Annotated in this window: 17 protein-coding genes and 1 riboswitch; of the genes, 9 read left to right on the forward strand and 8 right to left on the reverse strand. The window is 52.5% G+C overall.

Features of this window, described 5'->3' with window-relative positions; all coding sequences use genetic code 11:
• Positions 1-64: 64 nt before the first annotated feature.
• On the reverse strand, positions 65-1,183 hold the full coding sequence (locus BLW97_RS13080; protein WP_077218422.1) for an OprD family outer membrane porin: 1,119 nt from the start codon (positions 1,181-1,183) through the stop codon (positions 65-67).
• 55 nt (positions 1,184-1,238) lie between these two features.
• Complete coding sequence (locus tag BLW97_RS13085; RefSeq protein WP_075323378.1) at positions 1,239-2,426, reverse strand: TDT family transporter; 1,188 nt, start codon at positions 2,424-2,426, stop codon at positions 1,239-1,241.
• Between the two features lie 121 nt (positions 2,427-2,547).
• Here BLW97_RS13085 and BLW97_RS13090 point away from each other — a divergent pair, with 121 nt between their 5' ends.
• Entirely contained in the window at positions 2,548-3,444 is an 897-nt protein-coding gene (locus BLW97_RS13090) for a LysR family transcriptional regulator (protein ID WP_075323379.1), read from the forward strand.
• A gap of 8 nt (positions 3,445-3,452) precedes the next feature.
• Here BLW97_RS13090 and BLW97_RS13095 read toward each other — a convergent pair whose 3' ends face one another.
• The 5 genes from BLW97_RS13095 to pgi all read right to left on the reverse strand — a co-directional run bounded on the left by BLW97_RS13095 (position 3,453) and on the right by pgi (position 9,588).
• On the reverse strand, positions 3,453-3,908 hold the full coding sequence (locus tag BLW97_RS13095; protein ID WP_075323380.1) for a DUF3617 domain-containing protein: 456 nt from the start codon (positions 3,906-3,908) through the stop codon (positions 3,453-3,455).
• 113 nt (positions 3,909-4,021) lie between these two features.
• Positions 4,022-4,150: a hypothetical protein gene (locus BLW97_RS20225; RefSeq protein WP_254892803.1), complete on the reverse strand. Its 129-nt coding sequence runs from the start codon at positions 4,148-4,150 to the stop codon at positions 4,022-4,024.
• 10 nt (positions 4,151-4,160) lie between these two features.
• Entirely contained in the window at positions 4,161-6,641 is a 2,481-nt protein-coding gene (locus BLW97_RS13100) for a penicillin-binding protein 1A (protein ID WP_075323381.1), read from the reverse strand.
• A 49-nt stretch (positions 6,642-6,690) separates the two neighbouring features.
• Positions 6,691-7,860 (reverse strand): D-alanyl-D-alanine carboxypeptidase family protein, encoded by a 1,170-nt coding sequence (locus tag BLW97_RS13105; protein WP_075323382.1) that lies wholly within the window; start codon positions 7,858-7,860, stop codon positions 6,691-6,693.
• A 105-nt stretch (positions 7,861-7,965) separates the two neighbouring features.
• Entirely contained in the window at positions 7,966-9,588 is a 1,623-nt protein-coding gene (gene pgi, locus BLW97_RS13110) for a glucose-6-phosphate isomerase (protein ID WP_075323383.1), read from the reverse strand.
• Between the two features lie 300 nt (positions 9,589-9,888).
• Here pgi and BLW97_RS13115 point away from each other — a divergent pair, with 300 nt between their 5' ends.
• The 5 genes from BLW97_RS13115 (at position 9,889) to BLW97_RS13135 (ending at position 16,021) form a co-directional block, all read left to right on the forward strand.
• Entirely contained in the window at positions 9,889-11,355 is a 1,467-nt protein-coding gene (locus BLW97_RS13115) for a cytochrome ubiquinol oxidase subunit I (RefSeq protein ID WP_010637564.1), read from the forward strand.
• Between the two features lie 68 nt (positions 11,356-11,423).
• Entirely contained in the window at positions 11,424-12,512 is a 1,089-nt protein-coding gene (gene cydB, locus BLW97_RS13120; protein ID WP_024893091.1) for a cytochrome d ubiquinol oxidase subunit II, read from the forward strand.
• A gap of 136 nt (positions 12,513-12,648) precedes the next feature.
• Positions 12,649-12,963: a hypothetical protein gene (locus BLW97_RS13125; RefSeq protein ID WP_024893090.1), complete on the forward strand. Its 315-nt coding sequence runs from the start codon at positions 12,649-12,651 to the stop codon at positions 12,961-12,963.
• A gap of 125 nt (positions 12,964-13,088) precedes the next feature.
• Positions 13,089-14,795, forward strand: a complete 1,707-nt coding sequence (locus BLW97_RS13130) for an ArnT family glycosyltransferase (protein WP_010639839.1) — start codon at positions 13,089-13,091, stop codon at positions 14,793-14,795.
• 5 nt (positions 14,796-14,800) lie between these two features.
• Positions 14,801-16,021: a mannosyltransferase family protein gene (locus BLW97_RS13135; RefSeq protein WP_075323384.1), complete on the forward strand. Its 1,221-nt coding sequence runs from the start codon at positions 14,801-14,803 to the stop codon at positions 16,019-16,021.
• A gap of 28 nt (positions 16,022-16,049) precedes the next feature.
• Here the strand turns inward: BLW97_RS13135 and BLW97_RS13140 are convergent, their stop codons facing one another.
• Positions 16,050-17,120 carry a linear amide C-N hydrolase gene (locus tag BLW97_RS13140; RefSeq protein ID WP_226831536.1) on the reverse strand — a complete coding sequence of 357 codons (1,071 nt, stop codon included), beginning with the start codon at positions 17,118-17,120 and terminating at the stop codon, positions 16,050-16,052.
• Positions 17,121-17,350: 230 nt separating this feature from the next.
• Here BLW97_RS13140 and BLW97_RS13145 point away from each other — a divergent pair, with 230 nt between their 5' ends.
• From BLW97_RS13145 to BLW97_RS13155, 3 genes are all read left to right on the forward strand, one after another.
• Entirely contained in the window at positions 17,351-18,508 is a 1,158-nt protein-coding gene (locus tag BLW97_RS13145) for a serine hydrolase domain-containing protein (protein WP_010637571.1), read from the forward strand.
• 263 nt (positions 18,509-18,771) lie between these two features.
• A riboswitch (Fluoride riboswitch) is annotated at positions 18,772-18,835 on the forward strand.
• Positions 18,836-18,887: 52 nt separating this feature from the next.
• A complete protein-coding gene (locus BLW97_RS13150) occupies positions 18,888-19,829 on the forward strand; it encodes a respiratory chain complex I subunit 1 family protein (protein WP_010639329.1) in 942 nt (313 codons plus the stop codon).
• A gap of 9 nt (positions 19,830-19,838) precedes the next feature.
• Positions 19,839-20,519, forward strand: a complete 681-nt coding sequence (locus tag BLW97_RS13155) for a hydrogenase (RefSeq protein WP_010639331.1) — start codon at positions 19,839-19,841, stop codon at positions 20,517-20,519.
• The last annotated feature ends 3 nt before the right edge of the window (positions 20,520-20,522 follow it).

Here is a 20,522-nt window from a genome sequence, read left to right on the forward strand (position 1 = left end):
TATCAGCGTTCATAGGCATGTCAATAAAAGATCAAAAGTGATAAAACGTGCCACCACAGCATTTTTAGAAAATAGGCGCTGAAACCCCTATGAATGCTGGGGCGGCGTTACGAAATTGACGATTTTTGCCGATGAACTGTCGAACTCGGGAGACCAGCCCATAATCCATGATGCTGGTGTACAGTGGATCGGCACTGTACTGTTGGGTATAGGGAGAAACAAATCCGCCGTTATACAAAGTCCGGCCACCCATGGAAAACGGACTGCGACCGGGAATATCATCATAAGCCGCAAAAACCTGGCCCAAAGGCGTTTGCAGACCTACCATGCCACCAAACACGGTCGCGTTGACGGGACCCGCGTATTGCGCGCCGTCCGCCCATTCCCGCGCATACTGAAAGTCGGCGAAGGGCTTCAAGCCATAGGGCAAGCCGGACACTCCATAATGGACAGTACCGTAAAACAGATTCGCCAAATCATAAAACTTGTAGAACCAGGCGCTGGATTTCAAGCCCTGCCAATGCGCCTTCACCCCGAAAGCCAGTGTGCCATCCATATGATCCGGCATGTCGGGATAAATGGGATTTTGATTCAGCAGGGTTTCTCGGTAGTAATTTTCCTGTATCCGGTTTTTGAAGCGAAACTCGCGAATCCCGATCAGTTGCAGGTTGTGAATAGGATTGGCCTGCACGGTGACCGCCTGGAAGGTGCTTGGAATCATGAAAGCATCCGACGGATTCATCCAGGGAGTATGCAGTAACATATCGCCGGCTTTTACTTTCAGCCAGTGATCCTGATACTGCAAATAGGCTTGACCCAGCACATTCAGGCTGTCCTTTTCCCCCATCAAGAGCGCATCCAGATGGGTATAACCGGGAGCATTCAGATCATTGGCACCCAGACTATTGGCCGTATAAAAAGCCACACCGGCGCTCAAGCCATAGAGCGGCGCCGTTTGCACTTTCAACATGCCGCCCAGTGAATAGGCATACTTATTGGGTAATGGGCTGCCGCCATAAAGCTGATTGAAGTAGTAGGAACGGATATTCCCGGTGACCTTGCCGGCTTCCAGAAACTGTTGAATCGTCTGGTAATGCTCCGCATGGGGCATAGTATCGGCCTGGGCCACTAGAGGTCCCATGAGCAAAGCGCCTACAGCAGCAGCGATCATTGGATATTTCATGATTTATATCTCCTTTTATTTCGATAAAGTAACTGAACAACCATTTCAGATCTTTCTAATCCCTCATTTCACTGAGGTCGTTTTCCGTCAGAAGCGGCGTACTTTGGATAGCACAGGCTTCCGGCAATCCTGTTTCGGCGGAAAGGCAGGGCGCACGAAACAGGCGCCCACTCCACATGCCCTTAAAGCTGCGTTGGGTCACAATGACCCAGAAAAAGGCCAAAGCAATGGTGAACAGCGCTCCCAAGGGTAAAAACACGCTCCAGTTGGTCTCCCTGGCGAGCAGGTAGGTGGCTGCGTTAAAGACGCCCAGGGGAAAGGTGAAGCCCCACCAGCCCATATTGAAAGGCAGACCTTCGCCCAGATAACGCAGGGTAAAAAACACCGCCATCAGCATCCACCACAGCCCGAATCCCCAGAGAATCAGGGCGACAAAGAGGCCTGCCATGAAGCCAAAATCAGCCATTCCAGCAAGGGCTGTTCCCGCAAAGACTTTCTGGTCAGCCAAACCCAGAGTAATCATCGCCATGGCACCGGTTCCCAAGGGTCCCAAAGGCAGCCAGGCGGACACCGCCATATCCTGATGGGGGAGCTTGTGCAGGGTCAGGCGTAAAAGCAGGATCGCCAGAATCCCCATGGCCAGCAGCACCGAAACAGCCCAGAGCAGATAACTCACGTAAATGACAGTGCTTCCCAACGCGGGGGACAAATGCTGCGCCAATAACCCGCCACTGGCCGCCGTGACTTCCGGGGGAACAATGGGCAACAGCCAGGCAGCCGTCATTTTTTCAACGCTGTGTTCCTGGGCGGTAAACATGAAGTACGGCACCAGGAGCACCGAAAACAGCGCCAAAGCCACATCCACCCACCACATGACATTGGTGATTTGCAGGGACAACGCCGTGACCGGCCAGATAATCAGCATGCCATTGACGATGGTGGCGAAACCCATGGGGATGGCACCAATGAAAAGGGACTGCACCGGATGATGAAAGAGGCGGCGAAAGCTGGCGGGATAAAACGCCGCCCGCCCAAGAAACAGCAGGGCAAACAGTGCGAAAAATAATACGTTAATGGTCCATAAACCCTGTGCAAAGATTTTCTGACCCCAGTCGCCATAGGGAAACTCGGCGATCATGAGCGCCAAAATGCCCGTACCCATATTGGCGGCGAACCAGTTGGGGGTGAAATGACGGATGATTTCCCTGGGATCATTTCCTGGAACTTCAGCAAGGATTTTCATGACGATTTTTCCGATGCAATGAATTTGTAGCTAGCTTGCACCTGGACAGGATATTCATCTAATGCTAATTTTTCATAGTTATAATAATCACAGGTAATTTCTAAAATACTGGAGCCCTTTTATGCTGCATCAGCGTATTGATCCTGTTTTGTTGCTGGTCTGGGCCCAGGCGGCGCGCCATGGCAATCTCCATGCGGCGGCAGAAAGTCTGTTCATGACCCAGCCCGCAGTCTCTCACCGTCTCAAAAACCTCCAGGAAATTGTCGGAGAACCGCTCTATCAGCGAAATCGCCACGGTATCACCCCTACGGCCATGGGGATGGCGCTGTTACGCATTGCCGAACAAATCGAAAATGCCCTGGAAGACGCCCGCCATCTCTGTCAGGACACCGAAAAAATGCTGCGTGGCTCGCTATCCATTCTCGCCAGCCACAGCAATGCGGAAACCCTGCTACCTCAAGCCATTGCCCGGTTCCAGCAACAATATCCAGGGGTGTCTCTGCGCCTCATAGCCACCAACAGCCGCGCCGCCAGGGCCATGCGCGATCAGGCTGATCTGGTTTTTGTAGAAGATGATCTGGCCTCGCCTGCACAGAGCGAGTGGGTTCAGGAAACCCTCCGGGAAACCACTATTGTCCTGCTGGCACCGGAAAACCCGCACTGGCTGCAGATGGCGCAAAAACCATTACCTTTGCAGGAATTGGGGTCCACCGCACTGGTATGGAGAGAAGAAGGGTCAGGCATTCGCGAGCATGCTCTGCAAGCCCTCAAAGATGCCGGAATTTATCCGGAAATCCGTTATGAGTTGAGTGGTCTCGCGGCTATTCGTGATGCTGTACGTTGCGGTTTGGGGGTAAGCTTTGTTTCAGCACTGAATGACAGTGGTGGGCAGCGTCCGGGGCTGATCACCCTGAATACGGAACCGCAAATTCGTCATCGCCTCTCGGTGCTATATCGCAAGGAAGCCAGCCACAGCAGCAGAGCTTTTCTGGAGTTGCTGCGCCAGCCTGCTGTTTAACTAGCGACTTATTTGACTTTTCCACAGTGGGCACTGAGGTAAGTGCCCTGCATTTGCATATCAGTCACTGTTTCGTAATGAGCCTCGCTATACACAATAGCAGTAATGACCCAGTGCGAATTCAGATGACGGGCGCTGGTCTGAAACCAACCTACCTGGGTCATGGAGGCCCCCGGTGCCTGACAGTGAAAAGTCCATTGGGTTTTGCCATCGGGCAAAACTTTATGACTGCCGGTACAGCGATCACTTCCCGCAGGCAGAAAAACGGATTCCGGTTTTTGATGGGCTTTCACACAAATTTGCATACTGCGTTCCATGGGCGTGCTGACTGGCGGCGAAGAGACTTTCGTTGTACCAGAAACATGCATCATCCAGAGCCCCGGCTGCATGGGCGCATCGGCAGCCAAGGCAGAAACGGAACTGGCTCCAGCCAGTAATAAAATGGCGATTCCTAAACGGCGCATAAGGCTTCCCTTGATAATATCTGCAGACTCAAAAAATTTTCTGGACGGCCAGAAATGTAACACAAATATGCGTGGCTACGATATTAAAAACACCTCTGCGTAACAGCCTTTACCTAATGAGAAATGACCTTTAAGGTGCGCTGGTCAGGATGGTCGGGATGCTGCACCAGCCAGTGGTGACTGACTTCAAAAGCTCCCCAGAAACACAGGGCGATAATTATCAGGGCCAACCACTGCTTCATTCTCCGTCTCCTAGAAAATATGCATCAATGCGTGAATAAAACTCTGGGTTTCCGCACTGATCTTGGGTTTGGGCTTGGGTGGCAGGTAACCGGACAAAAAATATCCCATGGGATACTGATGCCCTGGATCGCCCTGAGGCGCAAGGTCACCCGTTTTGGGGTTATAACGTGCCGTCACCACATCCGGTGGTTGGAAGAAACCCACATCCGGATACTGCGCCAGCGCCGTATGCATATAGCGAATCCAGATAGGCAAGGCTTCGCGAGCCCCCGCCGCCCAGGTCCCCATGGACTGATTATTGTCATAGCCCACCCAAACGGATGTCGTAATATCGGGATTAAAGCCATTGAACCAGGCATTATCCTCATGATTGGTGGTACCGGTTTTCCCGGCGAGATCATGACGGTGCAAGATCTGCGCGGCGACCCCTGTACCGACCCGGATAACCCGCTCCATCATTCGCGTCATCAGAAAAGCCACCCCCGGCGGAATGACCGTCTGTTTGGGTGGCGGACGATACCCCAGGGGACAATCCATCAGTGAAACCGTGGTGCCGTGCGCAGTGACAATTTTCCGAATCAAATAGGGATGCGGCAGAAAACCGCCGCTGGAAAACACGGCATAGCCGCGCGCGATTTGCAGGGGGGTAAAGTCTCCGGACCCCAATACCATGGATGGGGAAGCGGGTATCTGTTTTGCCGGAATACCAAAACGCTCCACATAGCGCTTGGCGTAAGGAATACCGACATGCATCAACAGGCGAACACTCGGCACATTATGGGAATCCGCCAGATCCTCCCAAACTGGAAAGGGAATATTCGAAAAAGTACGACTGTAGTTGGTCGGCGCATAAACCTGTCCGTTACCGAGATGAATCACCAGCGGCGTGTCGGCAATGAGGGAAACCGGGGTAAGATAATGTTTGCGCCCGCTGGCCAGATAGGTCGGTGCGTCCATGGCCGAAGAATACACAAAAGGTTTGAAACCCGATCCCGGTTGCCGGAAGGCGTATAGAGCCCGGTCAAAATGGCTGAGTTCATAGCTAAAGCCCCCCGATAAAGCCAGGATGGCCCCTGAGCGGCTGGCAAGCGACACCAGGGCACCCTGCACATGGGGAATCTGCGCCAACTGCCAACCACTGTGAGGAATATTGTGCCAAACCTTGGTGCCCCAGACCGGATTGCCTGTTCCTGAAGTGGCGGCGACCACATAACGCCGCAACCAGATCAAATCACCGGGTTGCAGCACCTGATTGACGGCGGTGGGGGGATTACCCTTGGGAGCAGACCGTGCCCAGGCGACGTCGCGCAAGCTCAGATATACCAGATGACGGCCTTCGAAGGAAACCGTCGCCATTTCCGGCGTAGATTTGACTACGACTCCCCAGTGCAAATTGGCCGGATTATGGTTGGGTAACTGGCTGGGCCGCTGTCCCTGCAGTGCGGCTTCCATGGCTGCCGTCGATAACTGGGCAATTGGACCATGCCAGGCCTTGGGGTCCATGCTGTCCAGACCCATCCCGTAGTTTTCCAGACCCACGGCAATATCCCGATCAGCAGCACGCTGGTCAGTGGGGTTGATGCTGGTGTAAACCCGCAGACCGGTGCGGTAGGTAAAATCAGCCCCAAAATGTTTTTCCAGCCAGTTACGAATCCAGTCGGTGGCATAGGGAGCTATGTTGCTGGCCGGAGCGTGATAATGGGCTTTGATGGGTTCTGCCAGAGCCGCTTCTTCCTGCGCCTTGGTGATGTATCCGTAATGCGCCATGTGCCGCAATACATAATCGCGACGGGTTTTTGCCGAAGCGGGTGAGGCAATCGGATTGAAATCCGAGGGTGCCGCCGGCAGGCCCGCCAGGGTCGCCATCTCGCCAACAGTCAGCTGATTGACGGTTTTGCCGTAGTAAGTTTTCGCCGCTGCCTGTACCCCGTAAGCCCCCTCGCCCAGATAAATCTTGTTGAGGTACAAATCCAGAATTTGCGGACGATGCAGACGCGCGCCCAGTTTATAAGCCAGCAGAATTTCCGCGACCTTACGGGTAATGGTTTTTTTGGGGGTCAAATAAAAATTGCGGGCCACCTGTTCGGTGATGGTGCTGGCCCCCTGCACGGGAGCCATATGCACCAGATCCACAAATGCCGCGCGGATAATGCCCGGAAAGCTGACCGGATAATAAATCGGATTATGACTATAGAATTTTGAATTTTCGGCAGAAATAAAAGCATCTTGCAGCGTCTTGGGAATTTGCTTCAGAGGCAGGGCATAGCGCAGTTGCGGCCCGACCACCTGCAGCAGGTGGTCATTGTCCGCATAAATACGCAGCGGCTCCTGAGGGTGCCAGTTTTCGAGTTGCACGACGGGTGGTAATTCCTGCCATATCCGCCAGGTCCAAACCCCGATCCCCACCACAATATTCAGGGCAACCAGCAGGAGCACGACAAGCGTCCAGAACACCCAGCGGCGCCGGGAAGAAATTCCACGCGCAGCCAAAATCAGCCCCAGATCCGAAGGGCTATAAAGCAGGTGCTCTTGTTACCAGTCATAACCATGACTCGCCCTCGTGAATCAGGCGGGTAAACCAGCCCGCCGGCTTCACCGCACTTCGGGTTTGAACAGGAACCGTTTTCAGGACATGACCGTGCCAGGAAATTTGCAGGGTACCAATTTCAGCCCCCGCTGCGAGGGGGGTCTTCAGGTTGGGAGTCGGTACGAAGCGGGTTTGCAACCGGGTTTTCTGCTGCTTGGGTTCGGAAACCACGACCGGTCCTGCCGTCACCCCCTGCACTGTTGCCGGGCTCCAGTCGCCGTTATGGATTTGGGTAACGGTTGCCCCCGCCTTGTAGAGAGACACATTCTGCCAACCGTTCCAGCCATAGTGGAGCAAGGCGCTGGCATCACTGCCCGCAGCACTGCGCGAAGGCGCACCCAAAACAACGGCCACCAATGTACGACCATTCCGAGTTGCGCTGACCGCCAGATTCCAGCTGTTTTTACCCGCCAAACCCACTCCCAGGCCACTCACACCATTCTGCCCGGCCAAGGGATTATAGTTGTACTGGGTGATGTGGTTATAGGTATAGGAAACCTTACCGGCAACCTGCATCACTTGCGGATAACTTTGAATCAAACGCGCTGACAAGCGGGCAAGGTCCAGCGCGGTGCTGGTTTGTCCCGGCTGTGGAAGACCATCGGGATTGGTGAAATGGGTGTGCTGCAAGCCCATGGCCGCTGCGTCATGGTTCATCAAATCCACAAAACCGCCTACGCTGCCGGCCACCGTCTCGGCAATGGCAATGGCGGCATCATTCCCGCCGTCAATCAGGAGTCCATGGGTGAGCTGCGTCATGGTCACTGGCATTCCCGGTTGAATAAACATGCGGGAACCCTGGGCATGCCAGGCGTCATTGGACACATGTACATTTTCGCCTGGCTGTACCAGACCCTGCTTTTCCGCCTGATACATCAGGTAGGCGGTCATCAGCTTGACCAGGCCCGAAGGATTAACCGGCTTTTCATCATTTTCGGCCATCAGAATCTGACCACTGTTGATGTCCAGCAAAACGGCAGACTGAATCCCCGTCAATTGGGGCGCCGGCATGGGTGGTGGCGGCGGCAAAGTAGGCATGGGAGGTAGAGGCGGAACAGCCGCACAGGCGACGCTCCCCCAGGAAAATACGGCCGTAATGGCCAGAACAATGGGCAGTTTCATGTTGTTGGGCGGCTCTTCAATCCGGCTAATAATTCCTCATTGGAAAACCATAGCTGGGTAAAAGTTCCCGCCCCGTTGCACGGGACCTGGTCATTCCCGAAAAATCTAGTGGCCACGTCGCCGCAAATAGCGTTCCAGCAGGGTCGATGTGGACCCATCATGGGGATGTTGGGTTTTACCCTGCATATCAGAAACAATGCGCTGAGCCAGCACCTTACCCAATTCCACACCCCACTGATCAAAAGAGTCAATGCCCCAGATGATCCCCTGAGTGAATACGCTGTGTTCATACAAAGCAACCAGTGTACCCAGACTATGCGGACTCAGGGCATCCACGAGAAGCACGCTACTCGGACGGTTTCCGGCAAACGTGCGGAAGGGAACTTGCGCTTCGGAAACACCCTCAGCACGCAATTCCTCCGCCGTTTTGCCAAAAGCCAAAGCCTCTGCCTGGGCAATCAGATTCGCCATCAACAATTCATGCGGTTCTGCTGAAGCACTGAGGGGATGACAAAAACCAATGAAATCGCAGGGAATCAATCGCGTACCCTGATGAATCAGCTGATAAAAAGAATGTTGTCCATCGGTTCCCGGCTCGCCCCAGATAATGGGACCGCTATCTACGGACAGCAGTTGCCCGGCTTCATCCACACTTTTACCATTACTTTCCATTTGTAGCTGCTGTAAATAGGCCGGAAAACGCGCCAGATCATAAGCATAGGGTAAAATAGCCTGGGTTTGCGCTCCCCAGAAATTGTTGTACCAGATGGACATAAGGCCCAGTAACACCGGCAGATTCTGTTCCAGCGGCGCATTCCGGAAATGCGTATCCATGGCATGAAAACCGGCGAGCATTTCCTGAAAATGCTGCACCCCCACGCCGAGCATGGTGGACAAGCCAATAGCCGAATCCATGGAATAGCGCCCCCCCACCCAGTCCCAGAAGCCGAACATATGTTCAGTATCCATACCAAAGGCCTTGACGGCTTCCGCATTGGTGGAAACCGCCACAAAATGCCGGGAAACTGCGTCTTCGCCCAAAGCAGAGGTAATCCAGTGCCGGGCGGCATGGGCATTGGTCATGGTTTCCAGCGTGGTAAACGTCTTGGATGAAATAATGAACAGAGTTTCTGCAGGATCCAGATGCGCCGTCACATCGCTGAGCGTCGCGCCATCCACGTTAGCCACAAAATGCAGATGAACATCGGGATGCCGGTAGGCACGCAGGGCTTTCCAGGCCATTTCCGGGCCCAGGTAAGAACCGCCAATGCCAATATTCACAATCTGCCGAATCGGCTGGCCAGTGGCCCCCCGCCAGGACTGTTCATGAATGGCCCGGGTAAAACGGGCCATATGCTCCAGCACCTGATGCACTTCAGGGACAACGTCCACCCCCCCGGTGCGCATGACCGTACCCCTGGGTGCCCGCAAAGCAGCATGAAATGCGGCCCTACCCTCGGTATGGTTGATTTTTTCCCCGGCAAACATGGCGTCTCGGCGCGCTTCCAGATCACGACTGCGGGCAAGATCAAAAAGCAGATTCAAGGTTTCCCGACGCAGCAAATGTTTGGAGTAATCCAGATAAATCCCGCAGGCTTCTGCCGAAAAATGCCCGGCGCGATGAGGGTCTTCCCGAAAAAGTTGACGCAGGGTGACATCTTCCCAGCTCTTGCGGTGTGCCTGTAAATGTTGCCATGCGGGTGAAGCGGTCAGAGGGGCTGCAGACATGAGGCGACTCCTTGGTCAAAGCAAACAGGATAAACCGATCGAATATATCCGCTTAAAGATTAGGTCATGCCAGCAATTTCCCGCAATAATAATTTAAGCAGGTATTTTTATACCGGGTTATTTTATAGCACTCGGTTCATTTAAACCACCCAGTTATGGTTGTTATGCACACAATGGTCATCCACTATATTACAAGACGCTGATAAAGCTGGTGTTCATAGATACCTGAAGCATGGCACGTCATTTGCTGATGATGAACCAGTAGTCAGCAATAGCATAAAAAGCTAAGGGAGTATCATCATGATTATCGAAAATTCATTACCGGTGCTTTTGAGCCGTCTGGATTTTGCCTGGATCACCTCCATGCACATTCTCTGGACGCCGATGACCATCGGCATGTCCTGGCTGCTCTTTTTCATGGAGCTTGCCTGGTTGAAAAGCGGTGATGAGCGTTGGTACAAGCTTAACCGTTTTTTTGAAAAAATCTTCATCATCAATTTTGGCGCAGGGGTCGCTACCGGCGTCACCATGGAAATGGCCTTTGGTATTCTTTATGGCCCTTTCTCTCAGGCCGTCGGACCCTTCTTCGGCAATATCCTCGGCTTTGAAACCATAACCGCCTTCATGTATGAAGCCGGCTTCATCGGCCTGATGGTGTTCGGCTGGGGCAAGATCAGCAAGGGCATGCATTTGTTTGCCACTTTCAACGTCGGCATTTCTTCCAGCTTGTCGGCCATGTGGATTCTGGTAGCCAACTCATGGATGCAGACACCGGATGGCGTTGTACTGAAAGATGGATTGTTCCAGGTGACCAACTGGTGGCACGCTATTATCAATGACAACTTCGTCTGGGGCTTTCCTCACATGTGGGTGGCCACTGTAGAGTTGGCGTTGTTTGTATTCGCATCGGTGAGTGCATGGTTCGTCCTCAAGAATCGTAATGCGGACCTCTTCATTAAACTTTTGAAACCTACTTTATTGGCCCTGTTGATTGTGGCTCCTCTGCAGATTTACATCGGGGACAGTGCCGGTAAAGACGTAGCGGATACCCAACCTACTTCCCTGGCGGCTATGGAGGGACATTTTCACACCTACCTGCCCGATGGCAAGCCAAATACTTCATGGAATCTTATTGCAATTCCTGATGTAGAGGCGGGTAAAAATCTGTTCTCCATTCAGATTCCACACGTTCTCAGCTTGCTGGAAACTCATACTTGGAATGGTGTTGTTAAGGGTATGGACCAATATCCGGTAAATGAGCGCCCTGATGTTTGGGTACCCTTCTATGCCTTCCGGGTGATGGTAGCCATTGGTTTCGCTTTGTTCTTCGTCGCTATTTGGGGTAACTGGTTGCGCATGCGGGGCAAAATGAATGCCTCGGAATTACGTAAACATCCGTGGTTCTTGCGTGCAGTGGTTTTCTCTGGGTTCCTGCCTTTCCTCGCTATTTGGGGTGGTTGGTGGGTTCGGGAAATCGGTCGCCAGCCCTGGGTGGTATTCGGCATGATGCGGACTTACGAAGGGGTCAGCAACATGGGTGTTACTCAGGAAATCGTCTGGTTTGTCGGTTATATCATTTTTGAGCTGGTGGTCTGGTCCGGCGCTTGGTACTTCTTCACACGCGTCATCCAGAAGGGTGTCAATGACATTCCACACTCAGATACCTTGTTTCAGCATCACAGTGAAGATCATGATGCTGCGCAAGCGGGGGGCGGGCATGTTGCACCGACTTTCGCCCACAAGCCCATGATGCACTCGGATCGTTAACAGACCCGGATCAGAGGGAGGAATCTATTCCTCCCTCCTCAATTAATTAAGTCACCGGAGTAATGAGTATGGAACTTAGTTCAGATATTGTTCGTATCGTATCTGCCCTCTCCACCTGGTGGTGGATGATACTTGGGCTGATGTTTTTGCTGTATATCGCTTTGGACGGGGCTGATCTCGGCGCCGGTATTTTTGCCCTGTTCTCCAAGGACGAAGAAGAGCGTGGCGCCATCATGGCATCCATGGCGGGCTTCTGGGATGGCAACGAGACCTGGCTGGTAGTCGCTGGCGGTGTCTTGTTTGGTGCTTTCCCTCTGGTTTACGGGTCCGCCTTCAACTTCTTGATGATTCCCCTGATGTTGGCACTGTGGGGTATCATCTCCCGCGCTGTGGCTTTTGAATTTCACATTCATGCCCGCAGTAGCAAACGTTTGTGGGGCTGGGCTTTCGCCATCGGCAGTCTGGTCGCGCCATTTTTCGCTGGTGTCTCGCTAGGTGCCGTATTACAGGGTTTCCCCATGAAATCCGGCATTGCCATGAGTGGCATCGCTGATCGGGGTTTCACAACCCCCGTGATGCACTATGCGGGTGGGGCCATGAACTTCCTGACCCCATTTTCCATCTGGACGGGTTTTGGTGCGGTAATTGCCGCCGGTCTGGCGGGAGGATTGTTTCTCTGTGCCCGCTTTTTACCGGGCGACGTGATTCATGAACGCGCCAAGTCCTGGACCAACCTGTTCTCCTATCTGGCGTTAATAGCGATTGTTATCACCCTGGTTTGGTCTTATGCCATTTTCCCTTGGGCCGCTGCCAAGTGGACCGGTCCCAATTGGTGGATCTGGGCCATCTGGTTTGTCATCGTCCTGTTCTTCGCTTTCAAATCCATGACCAACCACTCCATGCAACATGATTTTATTGCGCTGCTTTGGGGCGAAGGGGTAGTAGTTCTACTCTGGGCGGCCATGTGGGCAACCATGTTTCCCTATATTGTCCCGGGTACATGGACTGTACAGGCGGCCTCCAACCCCGCCAATTCTATGGCGGTGTTTACCTTGTTCATGACCGGTTTTGTGCCGGTCATGATCATGTACAACTGGTATCAAATCTGGGTCTTCCGGGGTCGCTTCACTAAAAAAAGCGTCTACGGCGCCCACTGATAGTGGCTTGCTGAAAAACCGGTCGCTGCTTCGGCGCGGCCGGTTTTTTTGTAACCAAGCGCAACTTTTTCCGCTCTACAACAGTCATAAAAGCTGCAGTTAAACGAAAAAATTTTAATTCAACAAGGTCAACCTCATGAAAGCACGCTCCTTGAAAACAGTCCCCATAAAATCAACGCAATTACTCGGACTCGCCGCCGAACTTCATCCCTCCACGCATTCCGTAAAAAATCCTGATCTGGATGATTTACTGAATGCTCTGGAGGAGCGCCACCAGTTCATCAACAGTCAATGGCAGGAAATCATGCAGCGCCTGCCTGAAGAAAGGCCCGATGCCATGATGGATCAGATGCTGCTGATGGATCATGAACTCACGCGCTACCAGCGCTATTTTGTCATGCTCAAGGAAACCCTGCGTCATTGCGCGCCCGATCTGTTGGACGCCTCCTGAAAATCATTGGTTGTTCACTTTGGTTTACCCCGATGCTGAGGGTATAATCGGGTATTGTCCCTTCCGGAACTTCTTTCCTTGATTGCAAACGCTTTGACCGGGCACTGTCCCGGCAGAAAATCGAGATGACTGCAGCGCAGCAGAATCTTCAGCGCGGCTTCAGGATCAAGGCCATCGCTCTTTTCTTCCTGGCGTTCCTCTTTTTTGCCTGGGGTACTGGCAACACCAGCCTCTGGGATATTGATGAACCCATTTACGCGCAAAGTCTGAAAGATCAGATTGCCGCCGACAACCTCGTCGTCCCGACTTATAATGACCGCTTGATGCCGGACAAGCCTGCCCTGAATTACTGGTTGATGTGGTCGGGAGTCCGTTTACTGGGTATGAATTCCTGGGGATTACGGATTGGCTCAGCCCTGGTCGGGGCGTTATTGGTTCTGTATTTGATTATCGCCCTGCGCCGTCTCTACGGGGAGTCCATCGCCCTGCTCAGTGGGTTACTGACTGCCACCGCACTGCACAGTACCATTATTTTTCGCAGTGCCACCCCCGATCCACTGCTGATATTATTGGTCACCATTGCGTTATTGAGTTATCTGCGTGGATATATTTATCCAGAAATTCGTACCCGCGAATTCCATTGGGCCTATGCCGCCATGGCCCTGGCCACCCTGGATAAAGGACCCATCGGGTTTCTATTGCCGGGACTCATTATTGTCTTGTTTCTGTTATTGCGTCAGCAGTTACCCCTACTATGGAAAGAGGGGCGACTGACAACCGGCATTCCACTTTTTTTGATAATCATGCTGCCCTGGTATCTGGCGGTAGGTATTGAAACCCACTGGAATTGGGATCGCCTTTTTATTTTTGAGCAGAATATCGGGCGCTTTGATGACAGTATGCAAGGCCACCGGGGTCCCTGGTTTTATTATCTCATCAGTACTTTTCTGGGCATGCTGCCCTGGTCCATATTTTTACCGCAAGTGCTGCATGATCTTTGGCTGAAGCGACGCCACTTTTTGCAAAACCAGGCCATACCACTGTTTCTACTGATATGGGCAGGCACCTGGATCGCCTTTTTTACCCTCTCCGCGACCAAACTTCCCAATTATGTCTGGGAGGCCTATCCACCTTTATTTATCCTTCTTGCCTTCTGGTTTGAAAAAATCCGCGCCCAATCCCGGTTACCGCAAACCCGGGGGTTGGCTCTATCCTTCGGCACATTGTTTCTGGTAGGGCTCGCGCTGAGCATTTTTGCTGCCTGGGTTTTACCCCTGCGCGAAGCGCATCTTCCTGGAATGGTTGAAGTCGGGTTTCCCTACATGCTTGCAGCAGTTTTCGCCATGCTCCTGATTTGGAAAAAGCATTGGTCAGCCGCATGGGCTAGTCTGGGAGTGGGCAGTATTGTCCTCAGTGGTCTTCTGGTATTTGTCATTCTTCCACCGATCAATGCGCTCAAACCCTCCAGAGCAATGGGACAGGAAATTGCTGCCATTCAGGGCAAGCATCCTTATCATCTGGCCTCCTGGGACTGGTTTCAGCCGAGCTTCCTGTTTTATGCCGGGCGCGGAGACATGCCCATTCGTCACCTGTCGTCATTAACAGAATTACGGACTGTTCTGGGTGAAAACCCGCTTTATCTGGTTTGTCCCTCTCGCGATGTTTCTGCCGTAACAGCCGCTATTCCAAAGGGTTATCAAGCACAAAACCTCACAACCGCTTATGAAATATATAGTCACGAAAATATCAGCCTGTTACAAATCAAACACCTCCCGCATGCCAAGGGCACCCGGCCTGATCCCCTGCTGCCTGATCCTGTAACAACAGAATAAAGCGTATGCCGGAATCATCCCCTTCTGCACACAAGACCGATAAGCACAGGCTCTGGCTGCTCCGCAGCATTTTTCTCAGTGCCCTGGCCATCTATGGCGGAACCTGGTTGGGTTATTATTTGTTCAGCCGTGGTCTGGATCCCGTTTCCGGGACCATTGCCAAGGCTTTGATCAACTGGGATGCCAAATGGTATGTGGACATTGCCACGCACGGTTACAGCTACATACCGCATGCCGATTTTGGTCAAAACATCATCTTTTTCCCCTTATATCCGGCTCTCTGCAAAGGCCTCAGTTTCATCCTGCCTTTCAATATTCCCGCCATTGGCATAGGCTTGGCTCTTTTTTTTGGATTACTCTCGGTGCTGTTATTTCAGCGCCTTGCCAAGGACTGGCTGAAACCCGATAGCGCCGCTTTTGCCACGCTGAGTTACGCACTGTATCCTGCTGCCGCTTTTTTCATCAGCGTCTATCCGACATCCTTGATGAATTGTCTGGCCATCGCCACACTGATTGCGCTTCGTCAACAACGTCCATTTCAGGCCGCTTTCTGGGCGGGAATCGGCACGGCTTCCGGACCTTTGATGGTTTTTTTCGCTTTCGGAATATGGCTGGTTTTACTGGGGCGCGTTTGGGCGGACAGGCAAAACCTTGCGCTCATCTCCCTATTCAAGGGGTTAAGCCTGGGAATAATCGCCTGCAGCGGGCTGGGTGTATTCATGGCCTACCAATGGTATTTATTCCAGACCCCTTTTGCTTTTGTAGTGGCCCATGGTCCTTATATTGGCCATTTATCGCCTCTGGACAAACTGAGAAATATTGTCGAACTATTTCCCTTGTGGGGAGGAGACTATACGCCGCTAGTCCATGCATTACTGCTGGAACCGACAGTGCTGAACCCTGCCCGCAGTGTATACTTTTTCATGAATGCTCTGATCTTGCTGGGTAATTTTTTTGCTCTGGGGATTTTATGGTGGAAACGTCAATGGGCCTTACTCGTCATCAGCATTCCTCTGGTTTTTGCTTACTTATGGTTTCAGGGAGCGGCACAGGGACCGGTTTCCACTTACCGCCTGCTTTATGTCAATCTGCCCTTGTTTCTGGCGGCTGGCTGGATATATCAAAGCTCCGTCCGTAAAACCTGGGTGCTTCCGTTTCTGGGCGCGGAAATGGCTGCCCTTGTCTTGCAGGCAGCCTTTTTCATTTCCGGGCACTGGGCATTCTAAATCCGGTTTTATCCGTTGTTGCAAGGTATCATGGTTGCGTTTTTTCCGGGGATACCGTCACAAATTCAAAAGGTTTGCCGACCGGCTTGAAATCCGCTGTGACATCGCCGGAATAAACCTGGCCTTGGCCCATGGGCAACTGCAAAATGGGAGCGCCCTTTTTGAGATCAGCCTGATGCAGATTAACCCAGAAGGTATCCATGCTGCTGACGGAGTTATAGTAGTATTTGAGGCCCGTCTGATCCGCGACCACCCGCCAGCGCGTTGAGGAAATATTGGGTTGTCCGGGTGTTGAAATACCCATGGGCACAGATACATTCTGCAAAACACTCATCACTTCAGCCGCGCCCACGGACTGGTTCGCCGTTTTGGGAATGGCATGAATGTAAAATGCTGCCCGTGCAAAACGATCAGCGGCACGATTGGTTCCCGGCAGGAAAGTGGTTCCGCCAATCTGGTTCCAGTACTTTTCAATAGCCAATTGCTGGGAATATTCGGGATCATTGGTCATGACCTGGTATTCACGGCCTTCATGAATCACCAGCTTACCGTCGATATACTCAAAAATGGCACTGTTCCCATTGGCATCGGAAATAGACAGGTGCAAGGTTGTATAACGATCTGTGCCGGGAATCTTGTCAGATACCACACACAGAGGATGTGCCTTGATGGAGGCCACAGCTTCCTTGACCGAAGAAAAATTATCCAGGAAATACTGGGCCCAGGCGGCAATACTCAAACGGGGTTCCTTGCCGCAATCATCAGGATACTTGCTGCCCGCCAACCAGAGCATATTGGCAACCAGCCCTTTTTGGTTCATGCCATCGCTGACTGCGGCATTCAATGAAGTCACCACCACGCTGCCATAACGCGATACCCAATGCACAGAATTGCGTCCTGCACCACCTTCATGTTCAAGACCCTTTGGAAAAATCCACAAGCGCGAATGCATGGGATCTTTCCAATCCATGGTCCGTCCGGTGATGACCAGCCCGTCCTTGCCGTGATAAACCACCCGGGTACAGGCATCTGCAGAACCCGCCGCAAATACCGCCGCGACCACACCCAACAGGACCCATTGCCTCTTTAGCTTCATCATTTCCACCTTTTTATAACTGAATGTGTCATTTAATCTGTTCTCAACAACCTGAAGAACCCAGGATTTTGCCGTGATAATAGCAGGTTCAGTTCTTAATGCTCATCTGGAGTCAGGATTTGTTTGAAATATCCGGGGGCGTTATCCTAAGCCCGCGCCTTGCCCCATGAAACTGCAGCTTTCACCAGCAGGCATGGAAATGGCAATTCATCTTGCATAAGGACCAGAACAGCATGATTTCTCCAAAGCACATTCTCTTGTCTACCCTTGTACTTTCCTGTGTGGCAGCTGGTGTTTCGGCTCAGGCTTCAGCGCTTTCCGGTTTATCCGGTGTTTCCGGTTTTCACAACACCGCCAGCATGTATACCCAATTTATCGCCGAACATCTTCAAAAGGCAGAGGTTCCGGGTGCTATCGTCGGCATCTGGCAATCAGGGCGACCTGTCTATCTGCAAGCTTTCGGGACAGCAAATTCAGCCGAAAAAACCGCTATGAGCGTACGCATGAATATGCCTATTGGACAACTCAGCACCGCCTTCACAGTGAGAGCGGTTCTGGATCTTGCCAAGGCCGATAAAATTCAACTCAGCGCGCCCGTTTCCCGATACGTAAGTGGTGTCCCTGATGGCGAGCACATGACTGTCGCAGACCTTGCCCAAATGCGCAGCGGCCTGGTGGATTTCAGCAAACAGGCCGCCTATCTGGACGCCATTCAGAAAAATCCGGAAGCCCGCCTGCTGCCCGATCAGCTCCTGCATTACAGCTTCACCCATCCACTGTTGTTCAAGCCGGGTAGTCGTTTTGACTATTCCAGCACCAACACGATTTTATTGGGTCTGATTATTGAGAAGGTCACCGGCAAGCCCTTGTCCCGGGTCATCACCGAACAAGTCCTGCAGCCTAACCGCTTAAACAGCACGACTTTTTCCACCAGCTTCGCAGATCCTTTTCTGCAGGTTCGTGGATATGCCCGCAATAGTACTACCCAAAACCTGCAACCCGTCGCCTGGAATCCTTCGCAGTTCTGGGCAGCCGGGGCAATGACCGCAACCGCCTCTGATCTGCGCGACTGGGCAAGAATCAATGCGAACCTGACTGAATATAATCACATACTGGCAGCGTATCCGCAGTCCCCGGCATCTGGCCAAACAACGACTTCCGTAGAGTATCGCTGGGGATCGTTTGTCAATCATGGTTGGGTTGGCAATGCCAGTTATCAGGCCGGATTCGAATCCATAGCCATCTACGCTCCCAAAACTAAAGATACCATTGTTATCCTGTTGAACTCCGAGGCGCTGGATAAGGGCGTCCCGCTTGCCGCCAGTCTCGCACAGCGCCTGAGCCGCTTCATCAGTCCTCATGCCATTTATCAGTCCGACGGACAGCCCTGAATGATGGCGTCTTGCATAAATCTAAAAACGGCAGTTGCCGTGGGTGCTTTTTGCTCCGTTGTTCCTCGCCTGTTGTTCTAGGGCTCATCCTGCTGTCAGGAGAGAACTCGCCCTACGGGCTCAAACAGCTCTCCTGACGGGCGCTGGATTTCGCCAAGAACAACAACGGCTCAGAACAAAAGTCGCTGCAAAGCACCCACGGCAACTGCCGTTTTTAGGATAAAATGCTCTTGACCCGATTTCAGTCTCTGCTTATCATCAACACAAATTATGGCGATGGATTCCGCCCAATAACCGCCTTTATAGGCTAATGACTCCTACTGATCCCGACTGAAAAGTCGGGTCTTTAGGTCATAAGTCAAACTTATAAGGGGAAGGTATGCTCGACGACATCGTCCTGCAGTGTGGGCAAGTGCTCACCGTGATGTTTCTAGCACCACTGCTGCATGGCTTCATCACCACCGTGGAGGAGCGTGTTCAGCGCGGTCAAGGGCCTTCCATTTTCCAGCCCTATCGCGATCTCTGGAAACTGTTCAACAAGTCGTTGCTGGTACCCGAATCTGCCACCTGGGTTTTCTTCTGGGCACCCGTAGTTGCGTTCACCGCCATGCTCATCGTGCCGATGCTCATTCCGGTGCTGACCAACTTTCCCCTTCCGCTTTCGGACATGGGCGACATACTGGGTGGCGGGCTGATTCTGACCCTGGGCAGCTTTTTTATCCTGCTGGCCGGCCTGGACACCGGCCAACCCTTCGGTGGTTTAGGTTCCAGCCGCGCCGTCATGCTCGGCATTCTCGCCGAACCGACGCTGATCCTGGTATTTGTAGGCATCACTTTTCTGGACCATTCCATGCTGCCTTTTGTCGCCAATCATCTATTGGCCAAAAATCCGGTAGCCTACTGGAGTCCCGCCCATATTTTCCTGATTCTGGCTTTTTTCATTCTACTTACCGTAGAAACTGACCGCTTGCCCATTCATTCCACGATCCCCTATGAAATCTACATGATTGATGAGGCGCGCATCCTGGAATATTCCGGCCCCCTGCTGGCTCTGCTGAAATGGGCAAGCTGGATGAAACAGTTCATTTTTTACACGATTTTTCTCAATGTATTTCTGTTTCCCTGGGGTTTGTCCACCACTGGCAGCTTTCCGTCAGTCCTCCTGGCCCTGCTGATCATCCTGGCCAAATACGGCGTGATCGGCCTGCTTATGGTGGGCGTCGATACCATGCAGTCCCGTCTGCGCTTTTATCGCTATCAGGAGCCCCTGGCGCTGTCTTTTCTTTTTGCCGTATTGGCCATTGTTGCCGACCAACTATAGGAGCGACCCATGCTGATATTTCATCTCGGTCCGCTGGCCACCTCATTATTCAGCCTGCTGGCGATCCTCGCGCTGGTTTTATCTTTTGTCATGCTCGCTTCACACTGGCTGAAAAATCATGTTTATGCTTTCGCGGCGGAATCCTGGACCATTGCGGCCATTTCTGCATCCATTGGCTACTATGGACATTATCCCGAGCTGTATATTATTGCGGCATTGACGGCCTTGTTTCGGGGTACCTTTTTACCCTATCTGGTCCTCCGACTGGTCAACCGACTGGATATTCAGCGCGAATTCACCCCCCTGCTGAAGCCTTCTTCCAGCATGATTCTCGGTGCCGCACTGGTGATTTTTTCCTATGAGGTATCCCGCCAACTCGGTGTTGCCCTGCATCTGACCGACAATATTGCCGTGCTGGCCCTGACCTGCATGTTCAGCCTGAAACTCATCGGCTTTTTGATGATGATTTTGCGTTCGGAGGCTATCAGCCACATTCTTGGCCTGCTGGTCATCGAAAACGGAATATTTCTGGGCTCACAGATTCTGGTTCCGGGTATGCCCGCCCTGCTTGAGCTGGTGATCATCTTTGATTTGCTGACAATCGTCATGGCCTTCGGCATGCTGGTCCGATTCCTCCAGACCCATGCCGGTACAACCAGCAGTCGTGGCCTGCAAAAGCTGGTGGGTTAAGCC

This window comes from Acidithiobacillus albertensis (assembly GCF_001931655.1).
GTDB lineage: Bacteria > Pseudomonadota > Gammaproteobacteria > Acidithiobacillales > Acidithiobacillaceae > Acidithiobacillus > Acidithiobacillus thiooxidans.